Below are 14680 nucleotides of genomic sequence, written 5' to 3' on the forward strand. Positions count from 1 at the left end.
GTCTGATCAAGCCTTTCCGTGGAGCGTCAGTGCTGGTAGCCGTAGACGCCGCGTGCCTGGTCGCGGACGAGACGGCCCTTCTCCAGCTCGATGACGCGCTTGCGCATCTGGTCCACGATGTTCTGGTCGTGCGTCGCCATCACCACGGTGGTGCCCGTCCGGTTGATCCGGTCGAGCAGCTTCATGATGCCGACGGAGGTCTGTGGGTCGAGGTTGCCGGTGGGCTCGTCGCAGATGAGCAGCTTGGGCCGGTTGACGAAGGCCCGCGCGATGGCGACGCGCTGCTGCTCACCGCCGGAGAGCTCGCCGGGCATCCGCTCCTCCTTGCCGCCGAGCCCGACGAGGTCGAGCACCTGCGGCACGGACTTGCGGATCTCACCGCGCGACTTGCCGATGACCTCCTGCGCGAAGGCGACGTTCTCGGCGACCGTCTTGTTCGGCAGCAGGCGGAAGTCCTGGAACACGGTCCCCAGCTGGCGCCGGATCTGCGGCACCTTCCAGTTGGAGACGCGGGCGAGGTCCTTGCCCAGAACGTGCACCTGTCCGTGGCTGGCCCGCTCCTCGCGGAGGATCAGCCGCAGGAAGGTGGACTTTCCGGAGCCGGAGGACCCCACGAGGAACACGAACTCGCCCTTCTCCACTTCCAGGGTGACGTCCCTGAGTGCGGGGCGGTTCTGCTTGGGGTAGGCCTTGGACACGTTGTCGAATCGGATCACGAGTGCACCACGGTTAGCCGGGGGTAGATGAGCGTGACCATACGCGAACCGGGGAAGCGAGCGCAGGCACCGGTAGGGGTTGCGTAAGACTTGCGCCCTTTTGTTCCGGTGCCGGGTGGGCACAACACCTCAGGAGCGCGAGGAACTGCGCGATCCGCCCCCACGGCGCCACAGCCGCGAAGCTCTCCGGAACCATCCCTCTGGGAGCGACCCGGCGCGGCTTCCGCAGGAACCTGGCACAGTGGAAGGGGAACGTTCGCGAGAGGGTGGGCGTTGTTCATCTGGAACCGGTGCGAGGAGGGCGAGCGCATGACGTACGACCGGCTGGTGTGCGCGAACTGCGCCGCGCCCGTGAGCGAGGGCCGGTGCCCGGTGTGCCGCGCGAACCGCGAGCGGCTGCAGCAGGAGAACTTCTTCGCGGGGCTGAACCCCATGACGCTGATCGCGCTGCTGGCGGTGCTGGTCGCGGCGGTGGCGCTGCTCGCCCACCAGACCGTCTGACGTCGTACGGGACAGGACGAAGCGAAGGGCCCGGAGCGCGGTCGCGCTCCGGGCCCTTCGTCTTACGTCATGCGTACGGTGCGTACGCGCGCGGCCACCGTCAGGCGGCGGCGCCGCGGCCGGACATCATGCGCGGCAGCACCCGGAAGCCGATACCGCCGGCGATCATCGTGGCGGCACCGATCAGCAGGAAGGTGGTCTCGGCGGCACCGGTCTCGGCGAGCTCCTTGCCGTCGCCCTGGGCCGAGGTGGCCGGGACGTCGTCGCCGGTGTCGGTGAGGGCCGAGGAGCCCTCGTCCTGGGGAGAGGCGTCGTTGCCGCCGTCCGGGGTGGTGCCGGTGTTGTCGTCGTCACCGTCGTCACCCGGGGCGGGCTCTACGGGGTCCTCGCCACCGGGCTCTTCCCCGCCCGGCTCCTCGCCACCGGGGTTCTCACCGCCGGGGTTCTCGCCACCGGGGTTCTCACCGCCGGGGTTCTCACCGCCAGGGTTCTCGCCACCGGGGTTCTCACCGCCAGGGTTCTCGCCACCGGGGTTCTCACCGCCAGGGTTCTCGCCACCGGGGTTCTCACCGCCAGGGTTCTCACCGCCAGGGTTCTCGCCACCGGGGTTCTCACCCCCCGGGTTCTCACCGCCAGGGTTCTCGCCACCCTCCCCTTCGCAGTCCGGATTGACCACGATGTCACAGCCCGGGTCCGGCTCGTCGCCAGCGGTGATGCCGATGTTGAACTCGAGCGCCGAAGCGGCACCCGCCGCCGTCAACGACGCACCCGCGGCGATCACGGCGCCGGCTGCGATGCGTGCGACGCGGATCCGCGTCTTCTTCGTCATGTGTGTGCTACCCCCAGTAGCTGATCGTCAATGAGGCCGCGCTCGGGGCGGTGATCAACGGGGGTGACTCTGATGAAACGCCCCCCGGTTCACATGCGCCCCAGAGATACGCATGCCACGCTTCACCTTTCCCATTTTCCAAAAGAACGTCAAGGCCGTTGCGTACGCGATGTCCGCCTACGCACGCTTTGCGCGAAAACGAAACTGTGAGTGTGACGTAAATCCCGGATGTCACCGGACGAAAAAGGCAACTGCCGTCCAAGTGACGGCAGTTGCCTTGTCGACAAATCGGCGTTCGCGCGGGAGGTTACTTCTCCTGCTGCTTGCGCCAGCGAATTCCGGCCTCCAGGAAACCGTCGATCTCGCCGTTGAACACGGACTCGGGGTTGCCGACTTCGTGCTCCGTGCGCAGGTCCTTGACCATCTGGTACGGGTGCAGCACGTACGAACGCATCTGGTTGCCCCAGGAGTTGCCGCCGTCGCCCTTGAGGGCGTCCATCTTGGCCTGCTCCTCCTGGCGGCGCCGCTCCAGGAGCTTGGCCTGGAGGACGTTCATCGCGGTGGCCTTGTTCTGGATCTGGGAGCGCTCGTTCTGGCAGGAGACCACGATGCCGGTGGGGAGGTGGGTGAGCCGCACCGCGGAGTCGGTGGTGTTCACGCCCTGGCCGCCGGGGCCGGACGACCGGTACACGTCCACCCGCAGCTCGGACTCGTCGATCTCGATGTGGTCGGTCTGCTCGACCACGGGGAGGATCTCGACGCCCGCGAAGGAGGTCTGGCGGCGGCCCTGGTTGTCGAAGGGCGAGATGCGCACCAGGCGGTGGGTGCCCTGCTCGACGGAGAGGGTGCCGTAGGCGTAGGGCGCCTGGACGGAGAAGGTGGTCGACTTGATGCCGGCCTCCTCCGCGTACGACGTCTCGATCAGCTCCGTCTTGTAGCCCTTCTGCTCCGCCCAGCGCAGGTACATCCGCTGCAGCTTCTCGGCGAAGTCGGCGGCGTCGACGCCGCCGGCCTCGGCACGGATGTTGACGAGCGCCTCACGGGAGTCGTACTCGCCGCTGAGCAGCGTCCGGACCTCCATCTCGTCCAGCGCCTTCCGGACCGCGGCGAGCTCGGACTCGGCCTCCGCGCGGGTGTCCGGGTCGTCCTCCTCCTCGGCCATCTCGAAGAGCACGGAGAGATCGTCGATCCGGCCCCGGAGCGCCTCGGTCTTCCGCACCTCGGCCTGGAGGTGGGAGAGCTTGCTGGTGATCTTCTGCGCCTCGTCCGGGTTGTCCCACAGGGACGGCGCGGCCGCCTGCTCCTCGAGCACGGCGATGTCTGCCCTCAGCTTGTCGAGGTCCAGAACGGCCTCGATCGACTCCATGGTCGAGGAGAGGGACTTGAGCTCTTCGGATACATCGACGACTGCCACGCCCTCCAGCGTAACGGCTCCGCCGACCGGCCCACGCAGTGCGGCGGGGCCGGGGCGGCTCGCCGCAGTCAGAAGTGTGCTCGCTTGCCGGCGCTGGGGGGTGGGTTCGCTTGCCGGCGCTCACAGGGTGCCGCTGCGCCCACCCTCCCCCACTCTCGGCTTCGCTCGAGCGGGGGGACCCCCATCGCCCCAGCGGCACGACTGCCCGCAGCTATGGGGTTGCGGGCGCCGAGTTCCGGGTGTCCTGGGGCGGGGGCGCCTCGTCCTCCGTCGTGGCCAGCCAGGTGCCGACGCCCGCCGCCACGAGCACCACCGCCGCCACCGCCAGGGTGAGCCGGCGCCGGCGGGCGACCGCGCGGTTGCGGGCGGAGCCCGGCCGGCGCGCACCCGCCGCGCGGGGCGCGCGGGCCGTGCCGCGGGCACCGCCGGCCAGCTCGTCGGGGGCCGGCACCCTCATCGACGTGTGCGTGTCGCGGTTGGAGTCGGCCGGTTTCGCGCCCGGCACCAGCGGGACCGCGCCGCGGCGCCGCACCGGCGCCCCGGTGGCCGGGGCCGGCCCGGAGGGCTGGAGCTCCTCCCCCGCCTCCTCCGCGGGCTCGGTGTCCGGCTCGTCCACGTCCAGCGGCGGCATCCCCGCCAGCATCGGCAGCAGCTCCCGCAGCCGTGCGCCCAGCTCGGAGGCGCGCAGCCGGGACGCCGGGGCCTTCGCCAGGCACTGCACCAGCAGCTGCCACAGCTCGTCCGGGATGCCCGGGAGGGGGACGACCGTCTCGGTGACGTGGCGGCGCAGCACCGCGCCCGGGTGTCCGCCGCCGAACGGCGTGAAGCCGGCGAGCAGCTCGTACAGGACCGTGGCCAGCGCGTAGATGTCGACCGAGGCGCGCGGGGGCAGGCCCTCGACGATCTCCGGCGCCAGGTAGTCCGGCGTTCCGATGATCTTCGTGGCCCGGGTGCGGCGCGGGGTGTCGATGAGTTTCGCCACACCGAAGTCGGTGAGCAGGGCGCGGTGCGAACCGCCGGGGCCGAACGGGCCCTCCATGTCGAGCAGCACGTTCTCCGGTTTCACGTCCCGGTGCACGACCCCGGCCGCGTGTGCCGCCGCCAGGCCGTCGGCGACGTCGGCGACGATCGCCACGGCGGCCTCCGGGGCCAGCCTGCGCTCCCGGTCGAGGCGGGTGCGCAGGTCCGTGCCCCGGACGAGGTCCATGACCAGGGCGAGATCGTTGCCGTCGACCACCAGGTCGCGTACGGAGACGACGTGCGGATGCTCCAGACCGAGCAGCACCGTCCGCTCCCGCACGAAGCGGCCGACGAGCTCCTGGTCCGAGGAGAGATCCTCACGCAGCAGCTTGATGGCGACGGGCCCGTCGGGGCCCTCGCCCAGCCACACCGTGCCGGCGCTGCCCCGCCCGAGGATCTGATGGGCGGTGTACCGGCTGCCGATTCTCCGTGCCAAGACTGCTCCTACCGACGCGTGTTGCCGCTAAAGCTACGCGTCCGGAGTGCCGGCCTTCACGGGGGATCCGGAAATCACCCCTCAGATGTCGACAAATCAGCAAACAAGCTCAGTTCGTCCCGGAGGGCACCGAGGGCTCGTCGGAGCCGCCCAGGTCCTCGATCCAGCCCGTCACCGAGCCGAACCAGTCGCTGAGCTGGTCCCAGTAGCCCTTGCCGGTGCCGATCCAGTCCTGGAGCGGGCTCAGCTCCCAGATCAGCCAGCTCGCGACGAACAGGATGACGATCGTGAACAGGCATCCCTTCAGGCAGCCCAGGCCGGGGATGCGCATCGGGTTGGCGCCGCGCTGCCGGGGCTGCCGCGGCTCCCGGGCCGGGCGCTGCGGCTCCGGCGGCGGCGCGTACCGCTGCGGCTGGGGCTGCTGGGGCTGCTGGGGCCGCTGGGGCTGCGGCGGGGGCGGGGCGTACTGCTGGGGCTGGTGCTGTTGCTGCGGGTGGCCGTACCCGGGGCCGGGCTGCTGCGGCTGGGGGCGCCGCTGCGGCTGCTGCGGCTGCTGCTGCGGGGGCCGGGAGACCTGCCGCTGGGGGCGGCGGCGCAGCGGGTCCTGGCTCGGGTCGAGGTACTGGACCTGGGTCTGCTCGTTGCGGTCGCGGGCGGCGCGGAGCTGGTTCTGCCAGGGGTGCGGGTCCTCCGGACCGGCACCGGGCCCGCCGGGCTGCCCCGGCGGTACGGGGGGCATGACGGCCGTGGGGTCGGCGGCACCCGCCGGGCCTCCGGTCTGCGGCAGGACGCTGGTCGCGCCGTTGGGGTCGTAGCCGCCCGCGCCGCTCTGCGGCAGCACCTGCGTCGGGTCGGCGGCGCCGGGCACGCCGGGTACGGGCGCGGGCGCCGGGTCGGGGGCGAGGAGCGCGCCGACGTTCTCGGCGGCGGCGATCTGCGCGGAGTTCGCGTGCACGCCGATGCCGTCGGCGACGACGCGCAGGCCGCGCGCGAGGTTCTCGGCGCTGGGCCGTTCGTCGGGGTTCTTGCGCAGGCAGCGCTCGATGACCGTCCACAGCGGGTCGGGGACCGTGGAGGGGCGGCGCGGTTCGGCGCTCAGGTGCTGGTGCAGCACCTCCAGGGCGGAGCCGCCGGAGAACGGCGGGCGGCCGGTGACCAGCTCGTAGAGCAGGATGCCGGCGCCGTAGATGTCGACGGCGGAGGTCTGCGGGCGGCCCTCGGCGGACTCGGGGGCGATGTACGCGGGCGTGCCGACGAACTCGTGGGTGCGGGTCAGACCCGGGGAGTCGGCGAGGCGGGCGATGCCGAAGTCGGTCAGCATCGGGTGCATCTCGCCGTTCTGCTGCTTGAGCAGGACGTTGGCGGGCTTCAGGTCGCGGTGCACCACGCCGTCGGCGTGGCTGGCGCCGAGCGCGTCGGCGATCTGCGCGGTCAGCAGGGCGGCGGCGACGGGGGTGAAGGGGCCGTTCTCGCGGAGGTGGCGGTGCAGGTCGGGGCCCTCGACGAGGTCCATGACCAGCGCCAGCAGATCACCCTCGACGACCAGGTCGCGGACCCGGACGATGTTGGGGTGGGTGAGCCGGAGCAGGACGGACCGCTCCCGCAGGAAGCGCATCACGACGTCGGCGTCGTTGGCGAGCTCCTCCTTGAGGACCTTGATCGCGACGGTCTCGCCGGGCTGTCCCGGTACGGCCGCCTCGGCGCCCGCGGTCTCCCGCTGGCGGGCTCGCCAGACGGTGCCCGTGGCGCCGCGTCCGAGCGGCTCCTCGAGCAGGTACTTGCTGCCGACTGGCCGCACGTCACGCACTCCCTGCTGCTTGCTTGGCGTACACCCTGGTCCACCGTGTCACTGAACGTTCCGACCCACTGTAGTGCCGCCGCGTGGGATACCGGCCGGTCGTCTTCGACGTGATCTCGCTGTGGGGCTTACGTACCCGTTCCCGTCCGTGTTCGGAGGTTCGCAGGAAAGACGCCCGACCCGGTCCGTTGGTTGCCGCATGCCGGACGTGACCGATCTCAAGTGGACCCGGAACGATCATTCGCTCCTCACCGGTCAGGCACTTTTGCGGGCAGAGCCGACCAATCAAGATCATTTGCTGCCGGAGTGCGGGCGCGTTGTCGGTGGCAGGTGCGAGGATGCGTGCAGTACTGGCCGTACGTGCGCGTGTGGCGGTGGGGGAAGTCCACGGTGGGGGGACCGCGGGGCGGTGGTGTCCCCCGCGTCGCGGGCGCCCGCGCAGAAGGGACCGCTGACGGCGATGCAGATCCGGCTGACCGTCGTAGACCCGCTGGGCCCCTCCTCCCCCGCGCGGGAGCGGGCCGCGAGCTGCGACGTGCTGGTCACGGCGCCCGCGGGCACGGCCCTGGCCGCGGTCGCCTCCGCGCTGGCCTCGGTGGTCTCCGGCGGCGACGGCCCGTCCGGCTCCTCGGGCACACCGGTGCTGTACGCCGGTGACCGGCGGCTGGACGCCCAGCGCTGCACACTGGGCGAGCCACCGCTGATCGACGGCGCGGTGCTGGCCGTGGGCGCCCCGGGCGAGCCCGAGCCGCACCCCGAGCTGGACGGGGCCCCGACCCGGCTGCACGTCGTCGCCGGTCCCGACGCGGGCGGAGTGCACCTGCTGCACGGCGGCGAGATCCGCATAGGCCGTTCCGCCGACGCCGACGTACCGCTCGACGACCCGGACGTCTCCCGGCTGCACTGCGCGGTGACGGTCGCCCCGGACGGCGGCGTCTCGGTCGCCGACCTCGGCTCCACCAACGGCACGACCCTGGACGGCCGGCGCGTGGGCCCCCGCCCGGTCCGCCTCGCCCCGGGCGCGCTCCTGCGCATCGGCGAGTCGACCCTGCGCCTGACCCCGGCGGCGGGTCCCCGCGCGCGAGCGGCCACGACACCGGACGGCGAGGGGCACGTACGGGTGCCGTCCCCGGCCGGGCAGGCCGACGGCGAGGACGCCCCCGCGCGCGTGACGGCACCGACGGCCCCCACCCACCACGCCGACGGCGTGGCCGGCTGGGCCGTGACGGCACCGGACGTACGGGACGCACAGGGCGTACGGGAGACGCCGGACACGGCGCGACGGGACGGCGCGAGCCAACCGCCCCGGGTGCCGGGACAGGGCCGCGCCCCCGGGATCGAGCGCACCGGCACCGCCCCCGGGGGGCGCGCGGTGCACACGGTCACCCGGGGAGACGTGCCCCGCCCTCCCCGGGGCCGCCGCGTGTCGCGGCCGCTGCCCGCCGACGGGGACACGCACGCGGGGCGCTCCGGCGTGGGCGCGCCCGGTACGGGCCCCGGCGCCGCCGACCGTTCCGCCGGGACGGCTCCCGAGGGGGGCCGGGGCGAGGGGGTCCGGGGCGGGACGGCCGTCCCGGCGCCCGGCCGAACGTCCGACGGCGCACCCGGCGACGCACCCGGCCGTCTCACCGGCCCGACCACCGGGCCCGCCACCGGCCACATGCCCACCGGCACACCCTCCACCCCGCGCGAGGAGTTCCCCGGCACCCGCAAGGGCACCCCCGTGCGCGGCACCGACCTCCCCCGGCCGACGGGCGGGCGCAGGCGCGGTGGACTCACCGCCTGGGCCCGGCGGCTGACCGGCGGGCGGCAGGAGCCGGAGGCCGCGTGGGCCGCCCACGGCGAGGAGGGCTCCGGTGCCGCACCCGCCCCGGGCGCGACCGCCCCCGCCGTGCCCGAGACCTGGCCGGACCCCGCCACGCTGCTGCTGACCGCGCTCGGCCCCGGCCCCCGGCTGTGGGAGCGCGGACCGGGCCACCCGGAGGCGCTCGCGGTGCGGCTCGGCACCGCGGACCGTCCGGCGCCGGACGGCTCCGGCCTGCTGCCCGCCGTACCGGTGACCTCGGGGCTGCGCGAGGCCGGCGCGCTGGGACTGGCCGGCCCGCGTGAGCGGCTCGCCGGGCTGGCCCGCACGGTGCTCGCCCAGCTCGCCGCGCTGCACTCCCCCGACGCCCTGGAGATCGTCCTGATCGCCGCGGACCCCTCCCGCCCCCTGGCGGAACGCACCGCCGAGTGGTCCTGGCTGGGCTGGCTGCCGCACGTGCGCCCGGGGCACGGCCAGGACTGCCGCCTGCTCCTCGCGCACGACCGCGAACAGGCCGCGGCCCGCGCCGAGGAACTGCTGCGCCGGCTGGAGGACCACGGCCACACGGCCCCCCGCACCTCCGGCGAGGGACCGTACGAACCGTACGAAGGGCCGTACACCGTGGTCGTCGTGGACGGCGACCCCGGCGGCCCCGACGTGCGCGAGGCGGTGGCACGGCTGGCCCTGGAGGGACCCCGGGCCGGGATCCACGTGGTGTGCCTCGCCGAGACGGCCGCGGCCTCCCCCGCGTCCCCGGTGACGGAGACGTACGAGGCGGCCTGCGCGGCGGCGCCGGCGTTCCGGCAGTGCGGGGCCGTCGCCCTGCTCAGCGGGGACGTGGCGACCGCCCTGCGCCTGCTGCGGGTGGCCGGGACCGGCTCCGGTCGTCCCTCCGGCCCCGTCGGCCACGGCACCCTCGCCACGGTCGACGCGGTCTCCCCCGCCTGGGCCGAGCGGTTCGCGCGGGCGCTCGCACCGCTGCGCACGGACGGCGCCGGCGGGGAGCGGCACGCGCGCGTGTCGGCGCCGCTGCCCCGGTCGGTGCGGCTCCTTGACGAGCTGGGCCTGGCCCGGGCCACCCCGGCCTCGCTGATGGCCCGCTGGGCGGACGCGGCCGACGACACACAGGCGCTCGGCGGACGCGTCACCGCCATACTGGGCGCCGGACCGCGCGGCCCGGTCACCGCCGACCTCGCCGCCGACGGGCCGCACCTGCTGGTCGAGGGGCCGCCCGGCAGCGGTCGTACGGAACTCCTGCGGGCGGTCGTCGCCTCGCTGGCCGCCGCCGAGCGTCCCGACCGGCTGGCCGTCGTGCTGGTCGACGGCCGGGGCGCCCCCACGCCGGGCGACGCGCCCGGTGAGGGCCTGCGCGTGTGCACGGACGTACCGCACGTCACCACGCACCTGTGCGCCAACGACCCGGTGCGGATGCGGGAGTTCGCGCAGTCCCTGAGCGCCGAGCTGAAACGGCGCGCGGAGCTGCTGGGCCGGTCGGACTTCGCGGAGTGGCACACCGGGCGGGAACTGTCGGACCGTATGGTCGCCCAGCGCACGGCGTCCGCGTCCCGCACGGAGCAGAACGGGGACCTCGACACCCCGCCCAGTTCGACGCTGCGGCTGCGGCCGGGCGCCGACCGGCGCAAGACGGAGGCCGCGCCGCCGCTGCCCCGGCTGGTGGTGGTCGTGGACGACCTGGACGCGCTGGTGTCCCCCGCGCTCGGTGCGCCGGGGCGGCCCGCCGCCGGGTCGGTGATGCGGGCGCTGGAGGCGGTGGCGCGGGACGGTGAGCGGCTGGGCGTGCACCTGGTGGCGGCCACCGGGCCCTGCGCCCGTACGGCACAGACCGAGCCGGTACGGCAGGCGTCGCTGCGGGTCGCGCTCGACGCGGCGGTGCCGGGGGGCGGACCGGACGAACCGGCGCCGGGGCGGGGGCGGCTGACCTGTCCGGACGGGCGGGAGACGGCGTTCCAGGGCGGGCGGGTGACCGGGCGCATCCCGCGGACGGCGACCCTGCGGCCGACGGTCGTCCCGCTGGAGTGGCACCGCATGGGGGATCCCCCGGCCCGCCGTCAGGTGCGCGAGCTCGGTAACGGGCCCACCGATCTGGCCTTGCTCGCCAGTGCGTTGGAGCGGGCGGCGCGTCAGGTCGCGGCGGCGGAGGTGCCGTCGCTTCTCTGACCCGGGGAACGCCGGCCGGCACTCAGGGCTGGGCGGGGGTGGGTCGCGCGGCCCGGCGCTCGCGGGGTGCCTCCCCCAGAGGGGGTACCCCCAGCCCACCCGTGCCGCCCTGCGACACGACTGCCCGCGGATCGCGGCGGTGACGCATGGTCACGACGCGGTCACGATAGCCGTCTTGACACGGGATGCGGTCTTGCCACCCCTACCCCCCGGGCGTAGACCAGAGCGCACGGGACAGCGCTCGGCGTTCGACGGAGTACGAAGAACGGGGCAGTGATGCGCAGGACGAGCAGGATCATCCGGATACGTGGTGCCGCGGCGCTCGCCGCCGGAGTGCTCGCGGTCTCGCTCACCGCGTGCGGTGGTGGCGACGACGACAGCGGCGGCGACGAGGAGAAGGGCGGCGGGACCGGCGGGACCGGAACCACCGTCACCCTTCCGAAGCTGGACGGCGCGAGCCTCGAGGTCGCCGCCGTGTGGACCGGCGCCGAGCAGGCCAACTTCAAGAAGGTCCTCGCGGAGTTCGAGAAGCGCACCGGCGCCAAGGTGACCTTCGTCCCCGCCCAGGACCCGATCATCAACTTCCTCGGCTCGAAGGTCGCGGGCGGCGCCCCGCCGGACGTGGCGATGCTGCCGCAGCCGGGCGCCATCAAGCAGGCCGTGGAGAAGGGCTGGGCCAAGCCGCTCGGCGCCGAGGCGGCCAAGGAGCTCGGCGAGAACTACTCGCAGGGCTGGCAGGACATCGGCAAGGTCGACGGCAAGCAGTACGGCGTCTACTACAAGGCCGCCAACAAGTCGCTGATCTGGTACAACGCCCAGGTCTTCGAGAACGCGGGGGCCGCCGAGCCGAAGACGTGGGACGAACTGCTCACGACCGCGCAGATGGTGTACGACTCCGGTGTCACCCCGTTCTCGGTCGGCGGCGCCGAGGGCTGGACGCTGACCGACTGGTTCGAGAACGTCTACCTCTCGCAGGCCGGTCCGGAGAAGTACGACCAGCTCGCCGAGCACGAGATCAAGTGGACGGACCCGTCCGTCAAGGAGGCGCTGACCACGCTCGCCGAGATCTGGGGCAAGAAGGACTACGTCGCGTCCGGCGCGCTGGGGACCGACTTCCCGACGTCCGTGACGCAGACCTTCACCGGCGGCGACCAGCCCAAGGCCGGCATGGTCTACGAGGGCGACTTCGCGCAGGTCAACATCGGCGAGGCCAAGGCGAAGGTGGGCACGGACGCCAAGGTGTTCCCGTTCCCGGCGGTCGGTGACACCCCGCCCGTGGTGTCCGGCGGCGACGCGGCGGTGATCCTGGAGGACTCCGAGGCGTCCCAGGCGCTGGCGACCTTCCTCGCCTCCCCGGACGCCGCGCGCATCCACGCCGGGCTCGGCGGCTACCTCTCGCCGAACAAGAACGTGCCGGACTCGGCGTACCCGAACGAGGTCCAGCGGAAGATCGCCAAGGCGCTCGTCGACTCTGGGGACGACTTCCGCTTCGACATGTCCGACCAGGCCCCGCAGGCGTTCGGCGGCACGCCCGGCAAGGGCGAGTGGAAGGCGCTGCAGGACTTCCTGAAGAACCCGAAGGACATCGCCGGTACGCAGGCGAAGCTGGAGGCCGACGCGGCCGCGGCGTACGGGAACTGAACCGGCGATGGCGTCGGACACGGCGGCAGGGGCACCGAAGGCGGCCCCTGCCGCTCCCAAGTCGCGCAAGAGCGTCACCGGCACCCGCGGAACCGTGGCGGCGCTGTTCCTGCTGCCCGCGCTCGTGCTGCTCGGTGCGCTCGTGGTCTACCCGATCGGGTACTCCGTCGTCCGCAGCTTCTACGACCAGTCCGGCGACGGCTTCGCCGGATTCGACAACTACCGGGCCCTGTTCACCGACGACGGCATCCGCACGGCCCTGAAGAACAACATCATCTGGGTGGTGTTCGCGCCGACGATCGCGACCGCGCTCGGTCTGGTCTTCGCGGTGCTGACCGAACGGGTGCGCTGGGGTACGGCGTTCAAGCTGGTCGTCTTCATGCCGATGGCGATCTCGATGCTGGCCGCCGGGATCATCTTCCGCCTGGTGTACGACCAGGACCCGGACAAGGGCGTGGCGAACGCGGTGTGGGTGGGGGTGCACGACACCTTCGCCCAGTCGTCGGCGTTCCCGAAGGCGCACCCGGGCCGCGAGTCGCCGCTGGAGCCCGCCGGCGGGGGCGCGTTCATCACCAAGGGGACGGTGAGCACCGGTGACGCGGTGACGCTGCCGCTGGTCGGGGTCGCCCCGGACCTGATGCCGGACGCGGCGGAGCGGGCGGCGGCGCCGAAGCCGGAGGACGACCGGATCACCGGCACCACCTGGCAGGACTTCACCCGCGGCAAGGGCGTCGGCACGCTGAACACCGTCGACGCCTCGGAGCTGGGTTACGCCGGGATGAAGATCGAGGCCGTCAAGGACGACAAGGTGGTGGAGACGGCCACCGCGGGCGACGACGGCACGTTCTCCTTCTCGTCGAAGGCCGACGGGGCTCAACTACGGCTCCCGGCGAGCAACTTCGCCGAGCCGTACAACGGCCTGGACTGGCTCGGCCCGTCGCTGGTCACGCCGGCGATCATCGGCTCGTACATCTGGATGTGGGCGGGCTTCGCGATGGTGCTGATCGCGGCCGGGCTCGCGGGCATGCCCCGGGAGCTGCTGGAGGCCGCGCGGGTGGACGGCGCGAACGAGTGGCAGGTGTTCCGCAGGATCACGGTGCCCCTGCTGGCGCCGGTCCTCGCGGTCGTCACCGTCACCCTGATGATCAACGTGCTGAAGGTGTTCGACCTGGTCTTCATCATCGCCCCCGGGTCGTCCCAGGACGACGCGAACGTCCTCGCGCTGGAGCTGTACCGCAAGGGTTTCGCGTCGGACCAGCCGGGTGTCGCCAGCGCGATCGCGGTGTTCCTGCTGCTGCTCGTCATCCCGGTGATGTGGTTCAACGTCAGGCGGCTGAGGCGGGAGGTCAGGCGATGAGTGCCACCAAGGCGGGTACACAGACCGATCTCTCCACCGTCAAGGCCGAACAGTCGCTCGGCTCCCGGCTCAGCCAGTGGGTCAGCGGTGGCCTGGTGCGCGTCTTCCTGATCGTCGTGGGCCTGTTCTGGCTGGTCCCGACGGTCGGGCTGCTGCTGGCCAGCCTGCGCACCCCGCAGGACATGGCCGCCGACGGCTGGTGGAAGGTGTTCACCGAGCCCTCGCAGCTCACCTTCGGCGCCTACGAGACGCTGCTGGAGAACGACGACATCACCGGCTCGCTGCTGAACACGGTGTACATCACCGTCCCGGCGACCGTGCTGGTGGTGGTGATCGGCTCCCTCGCCGGGTACGCCTTCGCCTGGATGGAGTTCCCCGGCCGGGACTGGTGGTTCCTGGCCGTGGTGGGGCTGCTGGTGGTGCCGGTGCAGGTGGCGCTGATCCCGATCGCCGAACTCTTCGGCAACCTCGGCATCTTCGGCTCCGTGACCGGTGTGGTCCTCTTCCACGTCGGTTTCGGTCTGCCGTTCGCGGTGTTCCTGCTGCGGAACTTCTTCGCGGAGATCCCGAAGGAGCTGCTGGAGGCGGCCCGGCTGGACGGGGCGGGCGAACTGCGGTTGTTCGTCCGGGTCGTGATGCCGCTCGCCGGGCCGGCCATCGCCGCGCTCGGCATCTTCCAGTTCCTGTGGGTGTGGAACGACATGCTGGTCGCGCTGATCTTCACCGATTCCGGGAGCCAGCCGATCACGGTCGCCCTGCAGACGCAGGTACGGCAGTTCGGCAACAACGTCGACGTCCTGGCGCCCGGCGCGTTCATCTCGATGGTGGTTCCGCTGGTCGTGTTCTTCGCTTTCCAGCGGCAGTTCGTCTCCGGTGTGATGGCGGGTGCGGTGAAGTAGCCGACGTACGAGTCGGGTTGAAGGGGCGGATCCGTACGGGTCCGCCCCTTCGTGTGACGGGTGTCCCCCGGATGCCGCAGGGGGCGT

10 protein-coding genes are annotated in these 14680 nt (G+C 72.9%); 5 read left to right on the forward strand and 5 right to left on the reverse strand.

Annotation, left to right across the window (positions count from 1 at the left end; translation table 11 throughout):
* Positions 1-26: 26 nt before the first annotated feature.
* Positions 27-716, reverse strand: a complete 690-nt coding sequence (gene ftsE / locus KUM38_RS07000; protein WP_030834344.1) for a cell division ATP-binding protein FtsE — start codon at positions 714-716, stop codon at positions 27-29.
* Positions 717-1025: 309 nt separating this feature from the next.
* Here ftsE and KUM38_RS07005 point away from each other — a divergent pair, with 309 nt between their 5' ends.
* Positions 1026-1217, forward strand: coding sequence for a hypothetical protein (locus KUM38_RS07005; RefSeq protein ID WP_073932041.1), 192 nt, complete (start codon positions 1026-1028; stop codon positions 1215-1217).
* 100 nt (positions 1218-1317) lie between these two features.
* On the opposite strand, the gene KUM38_RS07010 is transcribed toward KUM38_RS07005, so the two are convergent.
* From KUM38_RS07010 to KUM38_RS07025, 4 genes are all read right to left on the reverse strand, one after another.
* The gene (locus tag KUM38_RS07010; protein ID WP_217128397.1) at positions 1318-2046 is read right to left on the reverse strand and encodes an LPXTG cell wall anchor domain-containing protein; all 729 of its coding nucleotides are present in this window, start codon (positions 2044-2046) and stop codon (positions 1318-1320) included.
* Between the two features lie 307 nt (positions 2047-2353).
* Complete coding sequence (gene prfB, locus KUM38_RS07015) at positions 2354-3460, reverse strand: peptide chain release factor 2 (protein ID WP_217128398.1); 1107 nt, start codon at positions 3458-3460, stop codon at positions 2354-2356.
* A gap of 211 nt (positions 3461-3671) precedes the next feature.
* Positions 3672-4916 carry a serine/threonine-protein kinase gene (locus KUM38_RS07020; RefSeq protein ID WP_217128399.1) on the reverse strand — a complete coding sequence of 415 codons (1245 nt, stop codon included), beginning with the start codon at positions 4914-4916 and terminating at the stop codon, positions 3672-3674.
* 109 nt (positions 4917-5025) lie between these two features.
* Positions 5026-6714, reverse strand: a complete 1689-nt coding sequence (locus KUM38_RS07025; protein ID WP_217128400.1) for a serine/threonine-protein kinase — start codon at positions 6712-6714, stop codon at positions 5026-5028.
* 460 nt (positions 6715-7174) lie between these two features.
* Here KUM38_RS07025 and KUM38_RS07030 point away from each other — a divergent pair, with 460 nt between their 5' ends.
* The 4 genes from KUM38_RS07030 (at position 7175) to KUM38_RS07045 (ending at position 14593) form a co-directional block, all read left to right on the forward strand.
* Entirely contained in the window at positions 7175-10696 is a 3522-nt protein-coding gene (locus tag KUM38_RS07030) for an FHA domain-containing protein (protein WP_217128416.1), read from the forward strand.
* Positions 10697-10972: 276 nt separating this feature from the next.
* Positions 10973-12337, forward strand: a complete 1365-nt coding sequence (locus tag KUM38_RS07035) for an ABC transporter substrate-binding protein (protein ID WP_217128401.1) — start codon at positions 10973-10975, stop codon at positions 12335-12337.
* A gap of 7 nt (positions 12338-12344) precedes the next feature.
* Positions 12345-13694 carry a carbohydrate ABC transporter permease gene (locus KUM38_RS07040; RefSeq protein ID WP_217128402.1) on the forward strand — a complete coding sequence of 450 codons (1350 nt, stop codon included), beginning with the start codon at positions 12345-12347 and terminating at the stop codon, positions 13692-13694.
* Positions 13691-14593 carry a carbohydrate ABC transporter permease gene (locus tag KUM38_RS07045; protein ID WP_217128403.1) on the forward strand — a complete coding sequence of 301 codons (903 nt, stop codon included), beginning with the start codon at positions 13691-13693 and terminating at the stop codon, positions 14591-14593. The genes KUM38_RS07040 and KUM38_RS07045 overlap by 4 nt, the downstream gene beginning before the upstream one ends.
* The last annotated feature ends 87 nt before the right edge of the window (positions 14594-14680 follow it).

Origin of the sequence: Streptomyces sp. AC558_RSS880 (assembly GCF_019049255.1) — a bacterium.
In the GTDB taxonomy this organism is placed as follows: domain Bacteria; phylum Actinomycetota; class Actinomycetes; order Streptomycetales; family Streptomycetaceae; genus Streptomyces.